This window comes from Halalkalibacillus sediminis (genome assembly GCF_002844535.1).
GTDB classification, from domain to species: Bacteria; Bacillota; Bacilli; order Bacillales; family Alkalibacillaceae; genus Halalkalibacillus_A; species Halalkalibacillus_A sediminis.
The window spans coordinates 346,880-365,719 of record NZ_PJNH01000003.1 but is presented as its reverse complement, the minus strand read 5'-3'; the positions used below and the strand labels follow the sequence as shown (position 1 = coordinate 365,719).

At 36.9% G+C, this 18,840-nt stretch carries 25 protein-coding genes; 21 read left to right on the top strand and 4 right to left on the bottom strand.

Going from position 1 to position 18,840, the window contains the following annotated elements:
* Positions 1-201: 201 nt before the first annotated feature.
* Genes CEY16_RS11575 through CEY16_RS11565 form a run of 3 tightly spaced genes read left to right on the top strand, consistent with a single transcriptional unit; the run spans position 202 to position 3,083 of the window.
* Positions 202-1,089, top strand: coding sequence for an MMPL family transporter (locus tag CEY16_RS11575; RefSeq protein WP_101332191.1), 888 nt, complete (start codon positions 202-204; stop codon positions 1,087-1,089).
* Positions 1,082-2,491, top strand: a complete 1,410-nt coding sequence (locus CEY16_RS11570; RefSeq protein WP_101332190.1) for an efflux RND transporter permease subunit — start codon at positions 1,082-1,084, stop codon at positions 2,489-2,491. The genes CEY16_RS11575 and CEY16_RS11570 overlap by 8 nt, the downstream gene beginning before the upstream one ends.
* A gap of 34 nt (positions 2,492-2,525) precedes the next feature.
* The gene (locus tag CEY16_RS11565) at positions 2,526-3,083 is read left to right on the top strand and encodes a TetR/AcrR family transcriptional regulator (RefSeq protein WP_238378840.1); all 558 of its coding nucleotides are present in this window, start codon (positions 2,526-2,528) and stop codon (positions 3,081-3,083) included.
* A 195-nt stretch (positions 3,084-3,278) separates the two neighbouring features.
* Here the strand turns inward: CEY16_RS11565 and CEY16_RS11560 are convergent, their stop codons facing one another.
* The 3 genes from CEY16_RS11560 to CEY16_RS11550 all read right to left on the bottom strand — a co-directional run bounded on the left by CEY16_RS11560 (position 3,279) and on the right by CEY16_RS11550 (position 5,575).
* On the bottom strand, positions 3,279-4,088 hold the full coding sequence (locus CEY16_RS11560; protein WP_101332189.1) for a DUF2935 domain-containing protein: 810 nt from the start codon (positions 4,086-4,088) through the stop codon (positions 3,279-3,281).
* A gap of 99 nt (positions 4,089-4,187) precedes the next feature.
* Entirely contained in the window at positions 4,188-5,009 is an 822-nt protein-coding gene (locus CEY16_RS11555) for an MBL fold metallo-hydrolase (protein ID WP_101332188.1), read from the bottom strand.
* Positions 5,010-5,104: 95 nt separating this feature from the next.
* The gene (locus CEY16_RS11550; RefSeq protein ID WP_238378839.1) at positions 5,105-5,575 is read right to left on the bottom strand and encodes a DUF421 domain-containing protein; all 471 of its coding nucleotides are present in this window, start codon (positions 5,573-5,575) and stop codon (positions 5,105-5,107) included.
* A 337-nt stretch (positions 5,576-5,912) separates the two neighbouring features.
* On the opposite strand from CEY16_RS11550, the gene CEY16_RS11545 reads away from it, so the two are divergent.
* From CEY16_RS11545 to CEY16_RS15050, 14 genes are all read left to right on the top strand, one after another.
* Positions 5,913-6,293: a DUF4440 domain-containing protein gene (locus CEY16_RS11545; RefSeq protein WP_101332187.1), complete on the top strand. Its 381-nt coding sequence runs from the start codon at positions 5,913-5,915 to the stop codon at positions 6,291-6,293.
* Positions 6,294-6,541: 248 nt separating this feature from the next.
* On the top strand, positions 6,542-8,044 hold the full coding sequence (gene mqo, locus CEY16_RS11540; protein ID WP_101332186.1) for a malate dehydrogenase (quinone): 1,503 nt from the start codon (positions 6,542-6,544) through the stop codon (positions 8,042-8,044).
* Positions 8,045-8,153: 109 nt separating this feature from the next.
* A complete protein-coding gene (locus tag CEY16_RS15525) occupies positions 8,154-8,282 on the top strand; it encodes a hypothetical protein (RefSeq protein ID WP_274379941.1) in 129 nt (42 codons plus the stop codon).
* Positions 8,283-8,354: 72 nt separating this feature from the next.
* Entirely contained in the window at positions 8,355-8,717 is a 363-nt protein-coding gene (locus CEY16_RS11535; RefSeq protein ID WP_101332185.1) for a DUF2200 domain-containing protein, read from the top strand.
* Positions 8,718-8,750: 33 nt separating this feature from the next.
* On the top strand, positions 8,751-9,173 hold the full coding sequence (locus CEY16_RS11530) for an NUDIX hydrolase (protein ID WP_101332184.1): 423 nt from the start codon (positions 8,751-8,753) through the stop codon (positions 9,171-9,173).
* A gap of 71 nt (positions 9,174-9,244) precedes the next feature.
* A complete protein-coding gene (locus CEY16_RS11525) occupies positions 9,245-9,655 on the top strand; it encodes a hypothetical protein (RefSeq protein WP_101332183.1) in 411 nt (136 codons plus the stop codon).
* 24 nt (positions 9,656-9,679) lie between these two features.
* Positions 9,680-10,579 (top strand): phosphotransferase, encoded by a 900-nt coding sequence (locus CEY16_RS11520; protein ID WP_162297930.1) that lies wholly within the window; start codon positions 9,680-9,682, stop codon positions 10,577-10,579.
* 199 nt (positions 10,580-10,778) lie between these two features.
* Positions 10,779-11,165 (top strand): VOC family protein, encoded by a 387-nt coding sequence (locus tag CEY16_RS11515; protein WP_101332181.1) that lies wholly within the window; start codon positions 10,779-10,781, stop codon positions 11,163-11,165.
* A 130-nt stretch (positions 11,166-11,295) separates the two neighbouring features.
* Entirely contained in the window at positions 11,296-11,814 is a 519-nt protein-coding gene (locus CEY16_RS11510) for a DUF4871 domain-containing protein (protein ID WP_101332180.1), read from the top strand.
* A 76-nt stretch (positions 11,815-11,890) separates the two neighbouring features.
* On the top strand, positions 11,891-12,043 hold the full coding sequence (locus CEY16_RS15255) for a hypothetical protein (RefSeq protein WP_162297929.1): 153 nt from the start codon (positions 11,891-11,893) through the stop codon (positions 12,041-12,043).
* Between the two features lie 61 nt (positions 12,044-12,104).
* Entirely contained in the window at positions 12,105-12,299 is a 195-nt protein-coding gene (locus CEY16_RS11505) for a hypothetical protein (protein WP_101332179.1), read from the top strand.
* 70 nt (positions 12,300-12,369) lie between these two features.
* Positions 12,370-12,936, top strand: a complete 567-nt coding sequence (locus CEY16_RS11500; protein ID WP_101332178.1) for a hypothetical protein — start codon at positions 12,370-12,372, stop codon at positions 12,934-12,936.
* 312 nt (positions 12,937-13,248) lie between these two features.
* Complete coding sequence (locus CEY16_RS11495; protein ID WP_101332177.1) at positions 13,249-13,686, top strand: VOC family protein; 438 nt, start codon at positions 13,249-13,251, stop codon at positions 13,684-13,686.
* 78 nt (positions 13,687-13,764) lie between these two features.
* The gene (locus tag CEY16_RS15050) at positions 13,765-13,971 is read left to right on the top strand and encodes a hypothetical protein (protein WP_143484620.1); all 207 of its coding nucleotides are present in this window, start codon (positions 13,765-13,767) and stop codon (positions 13,969-13,971) included.
* 107 nt (positions 13,972-14,078) lie between these two features.
* Here the strand turns inward: CEY16_RS15050 and CEY16_RS11490 are convergent, their stop codons facing one another.
* Positions 14,079-14,969 carry a fructose bisphosphate aldolase gene (locus tag CEY16_RS11490; RefSeq protein ID WP_101332176.1) on the bottom strand — a complete coding sequence of 297 codons (891 nt, stop codon included), beginning with the start codon at positions 14,967-14,969 and terminating at the stop codon, positions 14,079-14,081.
* Between the two features lie 221 nt (positions 14,970-15,190).
* Between CEY16_RS11490 and CEY16_RS11485 the strand changes: the two genes are divergently transcribed.
* The 4 genes from CEY16_RS11485 to CEY16_RS11470 all read left to right on the top strand — a co-directional run bounded on the left by CEY16_RS11485 (position 15,191) and on the right by CEY16_RS11470 (position 18,813).
* A complete protein-coding gene (locus tag CEY16_RS11485; protein ID WP_101332175.1) occupies positions 15,191-15,493 on the top strand; it encodes a phasin family protein in 303 nt (100 codons plus the stop codon).
* 28 nt (positions 15,494-15,521) lie between these two features.
* A complete protein-coding gene (locus tag CEY16_RS11480) occupies positions 15,522-17,207 on the top strand; it encodes an ABC1 kinase family protein (RefSeq protein ID WP_238378838.1) in 1,686 nt (561 codons plus the stop codon).
* Between the two features lie 141 nt (positions 17,208-17,348).
* Positions 17,349-17,933: a DedA family protein gene (locus tag CEY16_RS11475; protein ID WP_101332174.1), complete on the top strand. Its 585-nt coding sequence runs from the start codon at positions 17,349-17,351 to the stop codon at positions 17,931-17,933.
* A 163-nt stretch (positions 17,934-18,096) separates the two neighbouring features.
* On the top strand, positions 18,097-18,813 hold the full coding sequence (locus CEY16_RS11470) for a sulfite exporter TauE/SafE family protein (RefSeq protein ID WP_101332173.1): 717 nt from the start codon (positions 18,097-18,099) through the stop codon (positions 18,811-18,813).
* Positions 18,814-18,840 lie beyond the last annotated feature (27 nt).

The following is an 18,840-nucleotide window of genomic DNA, read 5'->3' as shown; positions in this document are numbered from 1 at the left end:
CTTACTTTATACAAATACGGTTTCCTATGCTTTTCAAAGCCTCCTTTACAATCATGATATTTATTGCTAATATGTATGTTAGTGATAACTAACATTGTATTTAAAAAAGTGCCCATTAGAAGAGGGCTAATTTTTTTCTAATTAATGAAAGTTATTACTAACATACATTTAAGTAGCTAGATAAAGGAGGATTACAGGAATATGTTAAAAAAGATTGCCAAAGTATTGAGTAAATACCCGATAAAGTCCATATTTTTTACAGTGATTATAGTGATTCTATTAGCAGTAGGCGTAAAAGGTGTATTTATGGCGACCGGGAACGATACGCTAGTAGAACCTAGTTCGACTGTATATCAAGATAACTTAATGTTAGAGGAAGAGTTTGGGGGAGAGTCGATTATTGTTTTGTATGAATCGGAAAATTTACTTACCCTAGAGAATTTAGAGCATATGAAAGGGATTGAAGATACGCTGCAAATGAATGATTCGATATACAGTATAGTAAGTCCAGTCACACTTGTGGAAGAAATGGCAAACAACCAATCGGAAAAGTTTAAAGATGGATTCCCTAAAAGCCAACAAACACTGGATAAGATGATTTATGATAATGGCGAACTTCGCCCAGTGTTTGAAGAAGTAGTCATAGATGATCAATACATGACCATGATAATAAAGCTTAATGGCGCCACAGAAGATGCAGAGAAAACAGAAGTAATTGAGTCGCTCAACAACTATTTGGATAGGGAAGAAATTGAATCAGCAGAAACAATGGTGTCTGGGAAACCTGTACTTGATCATGCTACTCGAACTTCCATGCAGGAGAGTATTAAATCCATGATGGGGCTTGCGCTAATAATCATGGTCATTGTGTTGTCTATTGTCTTTAAAGTCCGATGGCGATTATTGCCATTAGTAACCGTTCTCATTGCAGTTATCGGAACGGTTGGTTTAATGGGCTGGTTACAAATACCAATTACCATGGTATCGATGGCTGTCTTTCCAATTTTAATTGGACTCGGTATCGATTATGCCATTCAGTTCCAAAATCGTTATGCAGAGGAAATGACGAAGGAGGATTCAAATGAATAACAATAAAATTAAAGCAAAGAACAGTTTAAATAAAACGGTAACGAAGATGGCTCCAGCAGTCTTAACTGCAATGATTGCTACAGCACTTGGGTTTATTTCATTGTATACGTCACCTGTACCAATGATCCAAGACTTCGGTAAAATGTTGACAATTGGTTTAGTGGTAAGTTTTATTCTAGGGTTGTTTTTTTTAACTCCAATATTATTTACACGAGACTATTTCTTTAATAATGAAAAAAAGGAACAACCGAAACAACTACAAAAGAAGACACCTCCCAAAACGGATAAAGTACTTGGGTGGATCACCAGGAAAACGATTACCTTTCGTTGGGTAATCATCATAATCGCAGCTGTCACTGCAATTTTTGGTATTTGGGTGGACCTGGATGCTGATGCGGAAACAGATGTTGAGACATTTATGCCCCAGGATACACAGGAACTAAACGACATTCATAAATTACGGGATGTTATCGGCACAACAGACCAAATATCCATTGTATATGAAAGCGACGATATCTTTTCAGATCAAGTGAATACATGGGTTGATAATTTGACAGAATCCATTGAAACTGAGTTTCCTGAAGTTGTTGTAAACACAAACTCGCTTACGAGCATTGTGAAGCAAATGAACAATGAAGAGTTGCCAGAAGGCGAACAATTTAAGGAAACCGTTACTAACATACCTGAAGACCGGTTAAAACTCTTTTTAAATGAATCACAGACAAAAGGTCATATTACGGTAGGAATTGAACATTTAGAAGCAAGTGAATTAGAAATATTCATTAATGACTTAGGCGTTTATTTGAAAAATAATAATCTGGATGCGGCGGAAACAACCATTACGGGTAAATCGGTGTTAGATGTGGAAATGATGCAGGGTCTAACGACTGGAAGATATCAAATGACATTACTTGGAATGGGACTTGTTTTCATTAGTTTGTTACTCATTTATCGTCATCCTGTCAAAGCTTTTATCCCTTTATTGCCTATTATATTCATTGTGGGTTGGTCTGGTTTAGCAATGTACTTTCTTGATATGAGTTACACACCACTAACTGCGACATTGGGAGCATTAATTATTGGGATTGGTACAGAGTTTACCGTATTAATCATGGAAAGATATTATGAAGAAAGAGAGAAAGGTTATCAAAGTAGGGAAGCTATCAAAATGGCCAATAAAAACATTGGTAAAGCCGTTTTTGTATCAGCTATCACGACAATTGGTGGATTTAGTGCCTTGCTTATATCCGATTTTGTGATTTTGAGCAATTTTGGACTAATGACTCTCATTAACATTTCACTTGCTTTATTCTCTACACTAATTGTAATGCCGCCAATCTTGATTATTTTAGATAGGTTTGTAAAAATAAAAAAAACATCATTATTTTCACAAACCGGCTAATCATTCAAAAATAGAGAGAAGGTGACGAATGTTGATGGATAAAACGGAACAAATCTTTAAAGGAGCTATCTCTGTTTTTATAAAAAAAGGAATGCAAGGGACAACACAGGAAGTTGCTAAAGAAGCAGGCGTGGCAGAAGTTACACTGTATCGGAGGTATTCCACGAAAGAAAACCTATTTATTACAGTTATCAAACATGTATTAGAGAAAAAGTTTGAGTCCAAAGTATTGAAAATCGCAAAAGAAGATGATACTGAATTATTTTTGATGAACATTATTGAAGATCGACTAGAAATTTTATCAAAAAATTATGAATTAGTAAGAATGCTTTTATCAGAGAGTTTAAGAGGAAATTTAACAGATAAAATTAATTTACCAGAAATTATTTTTTCAAGTTTAAAAAAAGGATTAGAATATCATTTTGAACGTAAGGGTCAACAAGTTGATATCGACTTTTGTGCAAGACAGTTGGGAGGCGTGTTTTTAAGTTATCTTATATTGCCTAATGATCAACAATTTAACAAGTTAACTATACAAGAGCGAAGAGATATAGCGAAAAAACATGCAAAATCAATCCTTTCTACTATTTAAGGATTTAATTAAAACAACCGTACAGCAGTATCTTTTCGCTCATGTCTGTTTAAGGTACTATTCTTTCTTAGTTTATAATCGGATTGCTAACGATAATGTATAAAGAAAAAGAAACAATGTTGCCATCAGCATAATCAAATTGGATACGCAAGGGTGTAGGAAGGACTTGGTGCAGACTTTCCCACACCTATTTATTTAATAAGGATCTTTGGTGCGAGGCTTAGCGGGGTCACAGTCCGGATAATTACTGTTAGTAGACTCGGCTAACTTATATAAGTAATAGCATTCTTCTCTTGCCATGTGGTCAGCCATCAGGCCGGAAAAGGTACCAAGAACCGTTTCGGAAAGTTCCATTTCTTCAAGTTCCCTAAGAAACACTTTAAATAAATGCATTTCAGCGTTGACGTCATTATTAAACCGTTGAAGGGCTGGGAAATCATTTAAATTAGTCCTCAAATAACCTGCAAGTTCAACTGCCTTTAAGTAAAAATCGTTGAAGTGATTGGCAAATTCCGTGCTTTTCTTTTTTAAACGCATTTCTACTCCGTCAAGTTCATCATTGATCGCACCTGCATGACCACTTGCATCTAGTAGCCATAGCGTATGGTGGTGCACCTCATGAAATACGGGTGGAGCTTCACCTTTACTCAAATAACTGATGACAAGTAAATATTCGTCTAGTTCGTTCACCATATGGTTGATAAAAGTCGGCGGTAGATGAATACCGACTTTACCTTGAAGCTGGAGTTTCAGCAAGTTTAACTTAAACTGGCGAAACATTTGGACCTTCGCTTCCACCTCACCTGAAAAAGACTTGTAGTCACTCACATTTCCATCACGGACCAATTTTAAGTATTGGTCAAAAATGTTGGCGAACTCTTGTGCATGCTTAACATTTTCAGTTTCAGATGGATACAGTGAATCCCTAATAAACCGTGCGTGGTCTCCTAACACTTGTAACCAAAATGAATGTTCAAACTCAGCACTATCCATGAAGTTCCTCATTCGTTTCCTCCCATTTTAAATTCTCTACAAATGTATATGAAGGAGGATAAATGAAAAGAAGTACATGACAAGCTCTTAAGAGCCTCAATTATGTCGTCTTTAGTGAAATGATTTTTCATCGAAGCGGTCAAGCAAGTCTTTTAATGAAGCTAAGAGTTCATCATCTTCAAATGGCATGCCGTGACCTGTAACCGCTATTTGTGGCGATAAGTGGTACAACGTCTCGATCGATTTTTTGGCTTTCTGCCAATCAGTAGTGTAATATCTTGGTGGTCCGCTCAGTTCTTTCCTCTGAGTAACTACACTGAATAGGGACTCCTGTTTGACTGTTACAAACGCATCTCCAGCAATAAGTAGACGGTCTTTTTCCCGAAAAAGGGATACATGCCCATCTGTATGTCCTGGTGTATGAAACCACTTCCAACCCGGCATTTCTGGAACTTCACCAGTGCTCGGAAGCATTCTTACATATTTGGAGAGATCAATCCCGTGATTCGGAAACATCGGGGAGATCGCGCTGACTAAACCTCCGCCTGCATCTGGATTCCCTTTTGGATAATCTTTTTGTCCAGTTAAGTAAGGCAACTCTAGCTCATGAGCATATACCGGAACTTGCCATTCCTCTAACAAAGGCTTAAGGGCTCCAACATGGTCAAAATGCCCATGGGTTAAAATAATCGCTGCTGGCTCGGAATCCTTTTTAAAGCGTTCTTTAGCCACTTTCATAATGTCTTCTTTGGCGTGTGGCATACCCGCGTCTATTAATACCCACCGATCTGAATTCTCCTCGCCATAAAAAAACACATTGACGATTTTATTGACATACTGAAACAATTCTTTAGTTACTTCCTCTCCAAAGCCATTTTGTAAACTGGATAATGGCAAAAAACTCTCCGAAAAATCATCATCAGTTTGTTTCATTCTTATGAGCCTCCATTTTTTAATATAATCGATAAGAGCTATTATGAGGAGAAGCGGAAATACTATACAATTTTGAGGGTTTTATAGAAAGATCTTCAAGAGTATGCTTGCGTTTCATGTGGAACAACGAATAACCCATCGCCTTCTAACCACTCTGCAAAAAGCACATCTTTCATGTTACTGATGCTGTGATTTGCTAGCTGATTCATTAACCACTGCTCGTCTTTATTTACTTCTTTCAAATGCTCATTAATTAATTGCCCGTCTTTAATCAAAGTGATTGGAAGATACACGGGCTGTGGTGCCATATTGAAATCCTCTAATGTTGTCTTTTGGTATTGGGATTTTTTTATAACACTGACTGATCCATTAGGTTCTATAAGGGCAAAGGCTACTTCCCGGATGGAGAAGATTTCAGATTGTCTGAGCAAACTCTGTAGTTGCCCTATATTCATTCGACTCTTTTTTAGTTCTTTATAGTCAATCTGTCCATTTCGGATAACGGTTGAGGGCTTCCCGTCGAACTTGTTTCGTAAAAAGAGGGACTTCTGTGAGATGATTTCCACTAAAAATAATAAAACTCCCCACAAAAAAATCGTAAATAATATTTGAGAAATAGGCACACTTTCTTCATATATTGCATTTCCCATAAGACAATAGCCGAGATAAAATGAATCCTATTACTAGTTTCGTTGCCATCAATAATAACACCGCTAGTCCACCTGCTCGTCCATTATCTAAAAATCTACTATACTATCATCCTTTCCATTGTTTGAGTCATAGATACACTATTTTTAGAGACCGAATTCACGTATCAGTTCACTAAAATTAGGTTCTTTGATTAGAAATATATGTTAATATGTCGGTAATAAAAAATTAATCAAAGCGAGTGGAGGTAAAAGAATGGAGAAAGAAGCACTAAAAGAAGTTGAAAGGTACCGTACTACTTTAAATAATGGCGACGTACACGAAATCAACAGATGGATTTCAGATGATTTTATAGGTTATTTTGGATATTACAATGACGTTGATTATGAGATTTACGATGGAGATTCATATAAAAAATCTAATGTCGAAACAATTAACTCTTATAACAATCAATCTCCAGTGTGGGAGTATAATGATTTAACCAATCATCTTAGATCAGAAGATGAAATGATTTTTTCTTCAATTATAGATTTTTATCTATCGGGTGAAAAAGTGGCAAGTGCTTTGGCGATGGAAGTTTTCAAAAAGGAAAAGGATGGCTGGAAGTTATTTAGACAACATATGGAAAGGTATTGAAAATTAGTAGGCTTAATTAGACAAATATCCTCAAAGCCTGCATTACTAGTATAGTGATGAGTGGAGATTTTTTTACAAATTAAAGGTCACCTTAACCCCGCAATATGCACAATAATTATTTTAATTCCCAACCATTAGTGATAAACTGGAAGTAGTGAGGAAATGTTTTACTAGGTCGAACTATGTCTACTGATAGTTAGTGAATAGTCGGCTATATATGAAGCCAAGTTAGGGAGACTGAAAGATAAATGAGCAACGAACATACACAAACAGACGTTATCTTAATTGGTGCTGGAATTATGAGTGCGACGCTGGGGTCATTGTTGAAGGAATTAGCTCCGGATTGGAACATCACCGTTTTTGAAAGGTTGGAAGGTCCAGGAGCGGAGAGTTCTAATGAATGGAACAATGCGGGGACTGGACATGCTGCGTTATGCGAGTTGAACTACACGAATGAGCAGCCGGACGGTTCTATTGATATAAGTAAAGCGATCAAAGTCAATGAGGACTATCAGGTGTCCATGCAGTTTTGGTCATACTTAGTAAACAGTAACTTGATTCAAAACCCTCGTGAATTCATTGTTGGGTTGCCACATATGAGTTTCGTTTTAGGCGAAGATAACGTAGACTTTTTGAAAAAACGTTACGATAAGATGGTTAACCATCCTTTATTTTCGCGGATGGAATTTTCTGATGATCCGGAACAACTGAAGAAGTGGATTCCTCTAATGATGAAGGACCGCACGTTGAATCAACCGATCGCTGCTACGAAAATTGAGCCAGGGACGGACGTCAATTTTGGTGCATTGACACGGAAATTGTTCAGCCATTTGGAAGAGCAAGGTGTGAACGTGCAATACAATCATAATGTTGATGATCTTAGACAGAAGATTGACGGTTCATGGGAAGTGAAGGCTCGTGACCTGGACTCTGGTTCAGTCGAGGAGCATACGTCTAATTTCGTCTTCATTGGTGGCGGCGGTAAAAGCATCCACCTTCTTCAAAAAGCGGGCGTCCGTGAAGGAAGAGGGATGGGCGGTTTTCCTGTCAGTGGGTTATTTTTGGTTAGTGAAAATCAAGAATTGGTCGAACAACACCGTGCGAAAGTGTACGGGAAAGCTCCAGTGGGCGCACCACCAATGTCGGTGCCACACTTGGATACTCGAATGATCAACAATAAAGAGTCATTATTCTTCGGACCGTTTGCTGGATTTTCTCCGAAGTTCTTGAAGACAGGTTCGAATATGGACTTATTTGCTTCTGTAAAGCCAGATAATCTTATCACGATGTCTGCAGCAGGACTTAAAAACTTTGCTCTGACTAAGTACTTGCTTCAGCAATTACGGTTGGATAAAGAACAACGGATGGAAGCCTTACGTGAATTTGTTCCGGATGCTAAAAGTGAAGATTGGAAATTGGTCACGGCTGGACAACGCGTTCAAATCATTAAGAACACCGAAGATGGTGGTAAAGGTACACTCCAGTTTGGTACAGAGGTTGTGAGCGCATCAGACGGTTCTATCGCAGCATTACTTGGTGCATCACCAGGTGCTTCTACGGCGGTATCCGTCATGCTCGATGTACTTGAAAGATGCTTCCCAGATCATGTTAAAGAGTGGGAACCGAGAATTAAAGAGATGATTCCATCTTACGGACAGAAGTTATCGGATAATCCAGAGTTGATCCATGAGATTCATGAGTCGACAGAGAAGACACTTGGATTAGTCGATCAGGATAGCTCTGAATCATAAAATTGAAAATAGATAAATCAAAGGAAGTATAACTGGCTGAGAAGTGCACTTATACTTCCTTTTTCTTATATTTTGGGAAAAGATGAGATGATATGAAAGGATGTTGGTGATGAAGAAGAGAAGATTATGGGTGCCGGTTATTAGTGTCATTTTCGTGGTGGCTGCCTTATTAGATATTAAATACGAAGGAGTAGGGTATCAGTTATTACCCGATTCTGTGAAAGAGTTCATTAAATAATACAGGTATTTTTCAGTGAATGTAGAAGAAGTAGATGATATACAGATAATTTTTCCATAAGGAGGATTTTCCATGACTAAACCTAAGATTTATACGATGAGTTTCGCAAGTGTCTATCCCCATTATGTTAAAAAGGCGGAGAGAAAAGACCGTGCCAAAGAAGAAGTCGATGAAATCATCCATTGGTTGACTGGTTATAGCCAGGAAGGGTTGGAAGAGCAACTGGAAAAACAGACTGACTTTGAGACTTTCTTTGCGGAAGCTCCCCAAATGAATTCTTCACGTGACCAAATAAAAGGAGTCATTTGTGGTGTTCGAGTTGAGGAAATCGAAGAACCAACCATGCGGGAAATTCGTTATTTGGATAAGCTGATCGATGAGTTAGCTAAAGGAAAAAAGATGGAGAAGATTTTGCGGAAACGATCAAAAAATTAAAGGCCTATTTATATATTTATTAGGAGGTTTTTCATGCAAGGGTATAATGTTTTAATGATTTATAACAAAGATATGAACCAATTGCTTATGTGTAAACGATTAAAGAATCCTTATAAAGGATTAAGTAATTTAGTAGGAGGCAAAATCGAAATTGGTGAAGCTGGCATTGACTCAGCATACAGGGAACTATACGAAGAAACATGTATCTCTCAAGAGGATATTAACCTCCATCACTTAATGGACTTTAAATATTATCAACAAAATTGTTATGTTGAAGTTTATGTTGGTAGATTAAAGCGAGATGTAAGGGTATCAGGAGATGAAAACGTTTTGTATTGGTCAGAACTGAATAAGGACTTTTTTGATATGTCGCTGTACGCTGGTGAAGGGAACATTGGTCATATGATTGAGCAAGTAAATATGGTGAGAGATAGTTTGTTTTTTGAACACCAGTAAGACTTCAACTCTTATCCTTGATCCACTTTCTAAAGAGTAGAAAAGAAAAAGATTGTTTTAGGAGGAGAAAAATGATTAAGAAAATTCTTGGCTTCAAGGATAGAAATTCATTCATAAATTTCTCATTAGAGAAAATCGAAACAGCCATGTATGAAATGGGTTTTAACAGAGATTTTGTTGAAGAAATTATCACTCCGTTAGAAAAAAGGGTTAGCAAGTATGGTGAAAATGAATTTCAAGAATGGTTTAACGAATTAAATTATAGACTACCAGGTGAATTTAAAGATGAGTTATTTGCTACTAAGATATATGAAAATCACAAGTTATTAATTGAGGAAGAAGTTATTAATTTAGAAAAAGAAACAAAATTACCTTGGAAAATACAAGCAAAGGATTTAAAAGACATAAACGAAAAAGCGAGAAAAGTACAATTGGTCATTAGACATAGGCTCTCAGATATAGCGTTGGATATGTTAAACTAGTTAGTTTTATTAGGTGGGATAAGATTGAATTTGCGTGAATTAACAAGGCTTTCTAAGGATTATGCTATAAAGCCAGTTATTGGTGTTCAAAATATAACTGAAGGTAATACTTCAGAAGCTTTAACAGTCATCACATTAGATCAAAAATACATATTAAGAAAAGTGAAAGACAGGGAGCAAGCGATTACCGAATATCATATTTCAGAAGAATTAAACAAGCGGAATGTATCCCCTAAGATTTTGTTGAGCAACAATAAAGAACCTTTTATAACAATCAACGATAGTGTATATAACCTACAAATATATATCGAGCATAGTCAAAAACCAAAAGAAATAAACTTTTATCAATTAGGACAAACCATATCTCTGTTCCATTCATCAGTACATAAAGTTAATGGTGTACATGAGCAACAAGACCGATTTAATCTAAACAAAATTTGGAACGAACTTAACAAAATTGATGAAGTCTCCACAATAAACTTTAAAGACCAGTTAACTTTTAAGGTAGATCAATGTTCTAACATCAATCATGATAACAACTGCTTTATTCATGGGGATTTAGGAATCTGGAACCTGATTTTTAGTCAAAAAGATATCTATATAATTGATTTTGGTGAAGTAAGAAGAGGGAACAACCATTTTGATATAAGTGCTGTGATTACATCCTCATTGGATTGGAACCAAAATGACAATCACATAGCAACATACTTAACGTGTTTTAAGAACGGTTATATATCAAACTTTCAAGATTTTAATTGGTCCGTGCTTAGAGAAAATATTACTTTATGGTTCACTAGGGGAATGGTTGCCTTATTACTTAATAACGGGATTAACGATAAAACTTGTATGCATGCTGAGTTAATGATGGAGAGGCGAGAAAGGCTAGATGATATTATTACTACAAATTTCATAAAGACAGAATGATAGAAGAGTTATTATTTAATACAAAACTATTAGTGGGAAAAGTTCAATTAAACGGATACAAGAAGGGTTTTCGTAAAAATATCATCCTTATTGCTTAAGTAATAAATTATTAAAAACATATGTAGGCAAGTGATGTGGAAAAAAATATTTCAAGAATCAGACTAACCTTTAAAAAGATATTAAAACATGGAGTGATTTTGTGAATTTTAGAGAATTTGGATTGATATTATTTGTGGAAGAATACGAAAAATGCATCAAATTTTATAGAGATGTTTTGAAATTATCCATAAGAAATATTAAAGAATCGTTAGTTGCTTTTGATCTACCTAATGGTTATTTAATGGTAGAAAAAGGTGGAGTTGGTTCGGTTCAAGAAAAACAAAGAGAGCAGAATCCAACCGTACTACGTTTTGATGTAGAGTCCTTAGATACAGAAGTGAAAAGGTTAGAGAAAAACGGTGTTCTTTTTATGCATAAAAACTTGGAATTTGATTGGGGAGCTATTTCGGTTTTTAAAGACCCTGATGGAAATAGAATTGAGCTAGGGGAAATCAATACTTCAAGTGGTTCATATACCTCTAATTAATTTAGAAAGGCGGTCATTAATGGATCGTCTTTAAATATTTTATAAATTTTTGGAATATTATGTTAATATTTAATTAACTAAATGAGATAGATTAACTATTGGGCGACTTAAATTAAAGGGGGGCATGTGTATGAAAGGCAAAATCTTTATCTTGGTTCTAATAATCCTTTTAGCAGTATTGGTTGCTTGTAAGGAACAAGAAGAAAGCAAAATTTGGGAAGTTAGTCCAACTTTTCATATCCCTGTAACCTTTAATGATGGTACTGAAGGTGAATATCTCTTAATTGGGGAAGAAGAAAAAGCCGGATTTTTGGTAGGTTCAGGAGAAAAAGGTGAAGCGGTAGCGCGCCCAATAATAGCAAATAGGGGCAATAAGTATATGTGGCATTTTGGGGGTGCAGATGATGATATTACTGGTGATTTCAAGGTTGTAGGTGTAAATGAAGAGGGAGAGGAACACCCTGTTTTACTATCAGGACTCGATGAAACAGTATGGGAGTATCCAGGTATTAGTCTTTCTCCAAACAATGGTGCTGATTCCCATACGCCATCTGGTATGAAGTTCCCATCAAGTGGGTTATGGAAACTTAAAGTACATTTTGATGAGGAATTATTCGCTGAAGTAACTGTTGATGTTGAGGAAGGTTAAATGTTAGTAGGTGAATAAACTTTGATAGTAATACTGTAATTATTTTAGTTTTGGTAGACATCCTCAAGAAATAAAAGTGAACAATTGGAATACTAGTGAAAAGGAAAGAGAACTTGACGTTGAAGGAACTTCATTTAAAGTAGGTGAACGAGGTAATATATTGTATGAAATCATTGCTAATTGGGAACAAGGGACTGTTCACTATGCAGTAAAAATAAATGTTCAATAGCAATTTGTTTTATAACTAATGGGTTTGATCGTTCATCATTTATTTAAAGGGGCGATAACGATTGAATAAAGATAAATTGATTGGCTTATACATTTTATGGGTTGTAGTCTTAATTATTGAACTCGGGTGGCTATATACTGTGGCAACAGGTATCTATCAAACAGGAACACTTGCTTTTATCATAACTTTAATTACAACGACGATTATAACTGGAGCTGTTGGTTTAAATCTAATAAGTAAATTTATAAATTACTAAGCATCATAATAGTAAGCTAACTCTTTATTAATCATGTGGGAAACATAATAGTGAAAGTAGGTATGATAATATGTCAAATATAGAAAAAATAGATAGGCTAATACAATCGTTAATCGAAGAAGTCCCGACCTTAGATACTGGATTCGCTATTATTGATAAGTATGTAAAAAGTATAGATGAATCCGTTGATTTAGGTCACTTTAGAAACCAGCTAGCTGATAGCTACAAACCATTTGAGGATTGGCTTAACAGGTTGTTAGAAAAGGAGAAAGTACCGAAAGCGATTCTTGCCTTTAATATAGGTCTTTTTGAAAGTGAAGACTACATTCAACTTTATATCACAGGTTCGACCGAATGGGAAATAAACGATGATCATTGGGCAGCCAACAACGATTATTTTCCTGAAGGAAGATACCCTGATATCTCCCTATATAGTGAATTGTATAATTTGTTAAATGAAAATTTTTATTTAGGATTATTCCTAACGATTTCATCAACCATTACGTATACAAACACTTATTTGCTAGAGCACTCGTCTAGATTCTCAAAAGGAGTTATATTTGCAACAGGGTTTGATGACGGTGATTTATATAATTTTGCTAAAAAGACTGAGGAAACAATAACGGTTCCTACATAAAAAAAGTGAGTTATATTGTGGCCCCTTAAATAAGAGTTATTGGGGAATGTGTACTATTTGTTTTAGGAGGGAATTGACGTGCTTACCATCTTTATAATAGTTATTTTACTAGTTTTTTTATTCGATTTTACGGCAATTAGAAAGCAAAACAATACGATTATAGAACAAAACGAAAAAGTAATTTCTTTATTAAAAGAAATCAATAACAAGTGAAATCATAGTATGCTAATTTTTTGGTGACGAAGCATATAGATATTTTATATTTTTTACGAATTAGGTGTTCCAAAATATCAGGATTAGGGAGGAGTAGTTATGAAGGTTCATAGGATAGACCATGTAGGTGTAATTGTAAATGATCTCTCTGCTGCTAAAGAATTTTTTCTCGATTTTGGGCTGGAAATGTTAGGAGAAGGAGAAGTGGAAGGTGAGTGGGTAGAACGAATAATTGGACTTAATGACGTTAAAGAGACGGTTGTCATGTTAGGGGCACCGGGTGGCCAAGCAACTTTGGAGCTGGTCAAATTCCATAAGCCGGTAGATGAAAAAGGTATTCAGCAATCTTTTGCAAATACTTTGGGTCTCCGGCATATTGCATTTGCTGTTGAAGATATAGAATCCATTGTTGCCAAAATGAAAAAGAAGGGCACCGAACTTATTGGTGAGATACAAAACTATGAAGACACTTATAAATTATGCTACGTTCGTGGACCTGAAGGAATTATTTTAGAGTTGGCGGAAAAGATCGAGTAAATTATTTGGGAATCAATTTATTCTTCTTAGAGGAAGTTCAGTCGGTTTAATATTCTTTAACTAAAGGGGGGGGATCGTATGAATAAAAATACATATTTAATTTTAGGGTCGATATTCATTTTGGCAAGTGGTCTGATTTATTCAATTGAAAGGTTGAGTTCCTATGTATATTGGCTAGCTCAAACAAATACGGGTTCATGGCCGACTAATCCAGAGATTTCGTTTTTTGATAACACTTTCAATATTTATAGTAATCGGTATTGTGTTCATAGTTATTGCTTTTAAAGAAAAAACATAGTTACTTCAACTACTAAGGGCGTTCGTTGAATAATAGTGAGATTAAAAAAGCCTGGCATTCATTCAACGGAAGCCAGGCTTTACAAGTTCATTGTTTATTTTTTGTTAACAGAAGCATCGTGAATCGAATCGACAGCGCTTTGTAGCTTATCGTTGAATTCGTCATCTGATTGCTTCGCATTTAAGTCAGATGCTAAGGCACGAGAGAAGCTTGCGATTAATCCGTCGTTCTCTTTCAACTTCTCGTTTGCTTCATCGCGTGAATAACCACCAGAAAGAGCGACTACGCGTACTACACGTGGGTGGTCGATCAATTCTTTATACAAGTTCGCTTTCGTTGGAATCGTCAATTTCAACATAACGTTTTGATCTTCTGAAAGCTCATTCAAATGCTTCAAGATTTCCTCTTTCAGCATGTCTTCACATTTTACTTTGTCTGAACTATCGATGTCCACTTCAGGTTCAATGATTGGAACTAAGCCAGCTTCGATAATGCGTTTACCGATCTCGAATTGCTGATCGACAACGGCTTTGATTCCTTCTTCGTTCGGTTCATGGACAACAGAACGCATTTTCGTTCCAAAGATATGACGCTCGTTTGCACGGCGCAATGTGTCATCTAAATCATGGATTGGTTTCATCAACTGGACGCCATTCTCTTTATCTGCAAGTCCTTTGTCGACCTTTAGAAATGGAACGACTCCGATTTCTGAAAGATAATCTCCAGTGTATTTACCTTCGATTTGACGATCCATCGTTTGTTCAAATAGGATCGCACCAAGAATTTTGTCTGAACTGAAAGCAGGGGACGTGATGATTCTTGTTCTCATGTCATGGACAAGCTTAAACATTTCATCTTCTCCGGAATAAGAATCCTCTGGTACGCCATATGCAGCTAAAGCTTTTGGAGTACTTCCACCACTTTGGTCTAGCGCGGCGATAAATCCTTCTCCGTTTTTGATTTTGTCAAATTGTTGTTGGTTCATATTTTCCACTCCTTTATTTTAAATAATTAAATATCATCTACCTAGAGTTTTCCCAGTAGTGTGTTTTTATTAACACACGAAGGGGTGTGAACCCACCTAGTTCCATTATGAACAAAACTCTTTCTGAATGCTAGAGATAGAACTAAATATTTGTTTTTAAAAATTTCATTCAGGGTAAAGTAAAACTAAAGCAATAATCGTGAAAAGGAGGTCTCCTCATCATGAAGGATTCATTCAATAAAGGCTTATCCATAGGACTTGGGTTAGCTTCAGCAAGTAAAGAACAGATTGATAAAGTTATTGACGAGCTGATGGAAAAAGGACAGATGACCAGAGAAGAGTCTAATAGTGTTCTCCAAGACCTACAGACAAAAGGTGAAAAGAGCCAAAAACAGTTAGATCAAAAAGTGCAGGATCAGTTAAAGAGACGTTTAGAGGAATTGGAAGTTCCAACAAAGGACGACTATGACGCGTTAGAACAAAGAGTTCGAGAGTTAGAAAATAGAATCAGAAATGAAGAATAGATTCCACAGATTGTAGAGAAGGAGGGAGATGGTTATTTTTAGACAAAGAATGAAGCACATGGGCCGTTATCGTGAGATTGCAACTGCTTTTTCCCGTAATGGGCTTGGGTCTATTGTGAAAGATCTAGGGCTAGATCAAGTATTTTCATTACCACGCCGTGTTTATGTCAGGCAGGATCAACATAATCAATCGAAATCTACAGGTGTAAAAATCCGTTCCTTTTTAGAAGAGCTGGGTCCCACCTTTATTAAGGTTGGTCAAATGGCAAGCACTCGTCCAGATGTCATTCCAGATGACATTATTGAGGAGTTGTCTTATTTACAAGATGAAATCGAGCCTTTTCCTTTTGAAGATGCGAAGGCGATCATTGAAGAGGAATTGGGATGGCCGGTAGATGAAGTGTTTGAAGAGTTGGATCCTTCACCAATTGGTGTGGCTTCAATTGGACAAGTGCATCAAGGGGTGCTCAAGTCAGGGGAACACGTCGCGATCAAAGTCCAGCGTCCGAACATCCAGAAGCAGATACATACAGACTTAGAAATACTCCATGAACTAGCGGTACGAGCCGAGAGACGGATGCAGTGGGCTGCCGATTATCAAGTGGTAGATATCGTTGGTGAATTCTCTAAAGCGATTAAAGATGAGTTGGATTACGAGAAGGAAGGTCGTAATGCTGACTTGATGACAAAGCAATTTGAAGAGGATGATACGGTTCACATTCCTAAGATCTACTGGGATTACACAACTGAGAAAGTCTTGACGATGCAATTTATAGAAGGTTTTAAGTTAGATGATACAGAGGCCTTGAAGGAAAATAATTTCGGTTTGAATCAAGTTGCTGAACAAGTGGTCAACGCCATCTTTTACCAAATATTCAAGGATGGTTATTTCCACGCAGACCCTCATCTTGGAAATATTTTGGCGACAGAGGACGATGGCATTGCATTGATTGATGTTGGGCTAGTGGGACGTCTATCTCCAAAGATGAAAACCCAGCTCGCATCATTAGTCATGGCGATGGATAAACAGGATGCTGACGACATGATTAAAGCGGTCAAGAAAATGGGGGTCGTTCCAGAAGATATTGATGAGCATGAATTAAGAGGGGATATCGATCAGTTCTTAATCAAGTATTATAACATTCCTAGTAATGAAATGAGTTTAGGGCAATCGATTACCGATATATTCTCCATTGCTCAGAAGCATCAAATCGCCATTCCAACTGACCTTACAATGGTTGGGAAGACTTTTCTGACATTAGAAGGGGTCATCGATCAACTGGATCCTGAATTCAATATGGTTGAAGCGGCTGAACCATTTGGCCGTGCATTGATTAGAGAGAAGTATAATCCTAAACGGATTGCCGAGAAGGTCTTTGAACAAGTCGGTGACTACGGCGATATAGTGGAAGATTTGCCAGAAGTGGTCAGTGAGCTTAGTAAAATGGCTAAGCAACGCAAGATTCCGATTGAAATTTCCATCCCAAAGGCTGATCGATTCTTTTCTAAACTTGATGAGGTAAGTAATAGGTTATCATTCAGTATCGTGCTATTATCTTTCAGTTTAATTATGGTCGGCTTGATTATAGGCTCAGCAATGGGAAGACAAACCTCCATGCTATGGAATATTCCAGCCATTGAAATTGGTTTTGTGATTGCGATGTTAATGTTCGCCTGGTTAATCTATTCCATTTTCCGATCGGGACGGTTTTGACCAATCACCACTATAGAGTTAAAGAGTTAGAAGAGAGGGAGAGGTTCCTTCTCTTTTTTTTTGTGAAAAAATGACTGTTATTTTAGATGTAGTTAGGGGTAAATAGAAAAGACAAGTGTAATTATGAGAGGAGTCTTCCGCATGTTGGAAGTTATATTTGATATTTTAAGGGAGCTAGGAATGACTGGTCTGGTGCTTGGTATAGGAATCGAGGCTCTATCGGTTCCTTTTCCTGCTGCCATCATCTTTTTAATATATGGTTATTTGATTAATCCTTCGGGCTGGGAACTGGTTTGGGTCAGTTTTGTAGCCTCGGTGGTTTATACTTTGATCGCTTATATCCCTTATGTGCTGTCGATCAGATTCAAGCATCAAGTGGAGAAGCGGGTTCAATCCAAACGAAAGCAACGTATGGTGAAGTTCATGGAAAAGTATCGTGGATGGACCATAGCTGCTGGCCGAATTCTCGGTATGGGGTACATCGTCTATGTAGCTGCTGTTTGTAAAATTTCCCCGCTCCGCTATGGAATCTTTACGTTTATTGGAGTCTTTCCTGTAGCGTTGTTGATGCTTTACCTAGGTGGCCTCGGGGTCGTTGGAGAAGCCTATGGGGCATTCCAGGGCATGCAGTACGTTATTACTGGATTGATCATCCTCGCCGCTGTCTACTATATTTCAGCGAAAATAAAGAGGAGAAAAGCTGCGAGAATGAAAGGTGTGACCTAAACGGTCAAGTTTGTCCCGACCATTCCCACTAGGCACGGTCCTGTTTATTTACAATATTGGATATGAGATAATATAGATAAGAGTTCATAAAGAATAAAAATGGATGCCGGTGTTAATCGGTGTCCGTTTTTTAGGCTTAATAGATTTTTTAAGTGGGTGACTCATGGAAATATTTATATTCGTAATTATTATATTAATAGCTTCTATTCTTCAAACAAGTACGGGGTTTGGCTTTTCTATCGTAGCCACTCCGTTTTTATTATTGATCTTTGAAGCTCGTGAAGCGATTCAAATAAATTTAGTATTGTCTTTGGTCATCTCAATTGCTTTGATTGCGAAAATCAAAAAAGATATCGATTTCGGCATGATGAAACGTTTCATCATGGGGAGTGCGGTAGGTCTTCCAGTTGGGATCGTCATTTTTCTGACGGTTAATATCAATCAATTGAAGCTAGGAGTAGGTCTTGTCATTTTAATCTTAACTATATTGTTGATGTTGAGGTTTCGAATAAAAGAAAGTCAGCGCAGAGATTTGATTGTGGGCGGGCTCTCTGGTTCTTTTACAAGCAGTATAGGTATGCCAGGGCCGCCGATCTTGTTGTATTTTTCAGGAGCAGATACTCAAAAAGAAAAAATTAGAGGGACAACTCTTGCTTTCTATTTGTTTATCTATTTGATGAGTCTGCTCATCCAAGTAATTTTTGCTGGAACTAGCCAAACGGTATGGGTTTCCGGTGGACTTGCACTACCTTTAGTACTGCTAGGGTTGTATTTAGGACAGCTATTATTCAGTTGGATCGATCAACATATCTTCAGGATTTTTACGTATATCATCTTGGGGATGACGGGGGTTTATCTATTGATAGAAAGTCTGGGGTAGCCATACTAGTAATGGGCTCTACCCCAA

Excerpts from the sequence above, each read along its gene's own strand:
- CEY16_RS11575 (WP_101332191.1), top strand. The coding sequence starts at position 202 with ATGTTAAAAAAGATTGCCAAAGTATTGAGTAAATACCCGATAAAGTCC.
- CEY16_RS11570 (WP_101332190.1), top strand. The coding sequence starts at position 1,082 with ATGAATAACAATAAAATTAAAGCAAAGAACAGTTTAAATAAAACGGTA.
- CEY16_RS11565 (WP_238378840.1), top strand. The coding sequence starts at position 2,526 with ATGGATAAAACGGAACAAATCTTTAAAGGAGCTATCTCTGTTTTTATA.
- CEY16_RS11560 (WP_101332189.1), bottom strand. The coding sequence starts at position 4,088 with ATGAGGAACTTCATGGATAGTGCTGAGTTTGAACATTCATTTTGGTTA.
- CEY16_RS11555 (WP_101332188.1), bottom strand. The coding sequence starts at position 5,009 with ATGAAACAAACTGATGATGATTTTTCGGAGAGTTTTTTGCCATTATCC.
- CEY16_RS11545 (WP_101332187.1), top strand. The coding sequence starts at position 5,913 with ATGGAGAAAGAAGCACTAAAAGAAGTTGAAAGGTACCGTACTACTTTA.
- mqo (WP_101332186.1), top strand. The coding sequence starts at position 6,542 with ATGAGCAACGAACATACACAAACAGACGTTATCTTAATTGGTGCTGGA.
- CEY16_RS15525 (WP_274379941.1), top strand. The coding sequence starts at position 8,154 with ATGAAGAAGAGAAGATTATGGGTGCCGGTTATTAGTGTCATTTTCGTG.
- CEY16_RS11535 (WP_101332185.1), top strand. The coding sequence starts at position 8,355 with ATGACTAAACCTAAGATTTATACGATGAGTTTCGCAAGTGTCTATCCC.
- CEY16_RS11530 (WP_101332184.1), top strand. The coding sequence starts at position 8,751 with ATGCAAGGGTATAATGTTTTAATGATTTATAACAAAGATATGAACCAA.
- CEY16_RS11525 (WP_101332183.1), top strand. The coding sequence starts at position 9,245 with ATGATTAAGAAAATTCTTGGCTTCAAGGATAGAAATTCATTCATAAAT.
- CEY16_RS11510 (WP_101332180.1), top strand. The coding sequence starts at position 11,296 with ATGAAAGGCAAAATCTTTATCTTGGTTCTAATAATCCTTTTAGCAGTA.
- CEY16_RS11500 (WP_101332178.1), top strand. The coding sequence starts at position 12,370 with ATGTCAAATATAGAAAAAATAGATAGGCTAATACAATCGTTAATCGAA.
- CEY16_RS11495 (WP_101332177.1), top strand. The coding sequence starts at position 13,249 with ATGAAGGTTCATAGGATAGACCATGTAGGTGTAATTGTAAATGATCTC.
- CEY16_RS15050 (WP_143484620.1), top strand. The coding sequence starts at position 13,765 with ATGAATAAAAATACATATTTAATTTTAGGGTCGATATTCATTTTGGCA.
- CEY16_RS11490 (WP_101332176.1), bottom strand. The coding sequence starts at position 14,969 with ATGAACCAACAACAATTTGACAAAATCAAAAACGGAGAAGGATTTATC.
- CEY16_RS11485 (WP_101332175.1), top strand. The coding sequence starts at position 15,191 with ATGAAGGATTCATTCAATAAAGGCTTATCCATAGGACTTGGGTTAGCT.
- CEY16_RS11480 (WP_238378838.1), top strand. The coding sequence starts at position 15,522 with ATGGTTATTTTTAGACAAAGAATGAAGCACATGGGCCGTTATCGTGAG.
- CEY16_RS11475 (WP_101332174.1), top strand. The coding sequence starts at position 17,349 with ATGTTGGAAGTTATATTTGATATTTTAAGGGAGCTAGGAATGACTGGT.
- CEY16_RS11470 (WP_101332173.1), top strand. The coding sequence starts at position 18,097 with ATGGAAATATTTATATTCGTAATTATTATATTAATAGCTTCTATTCTT.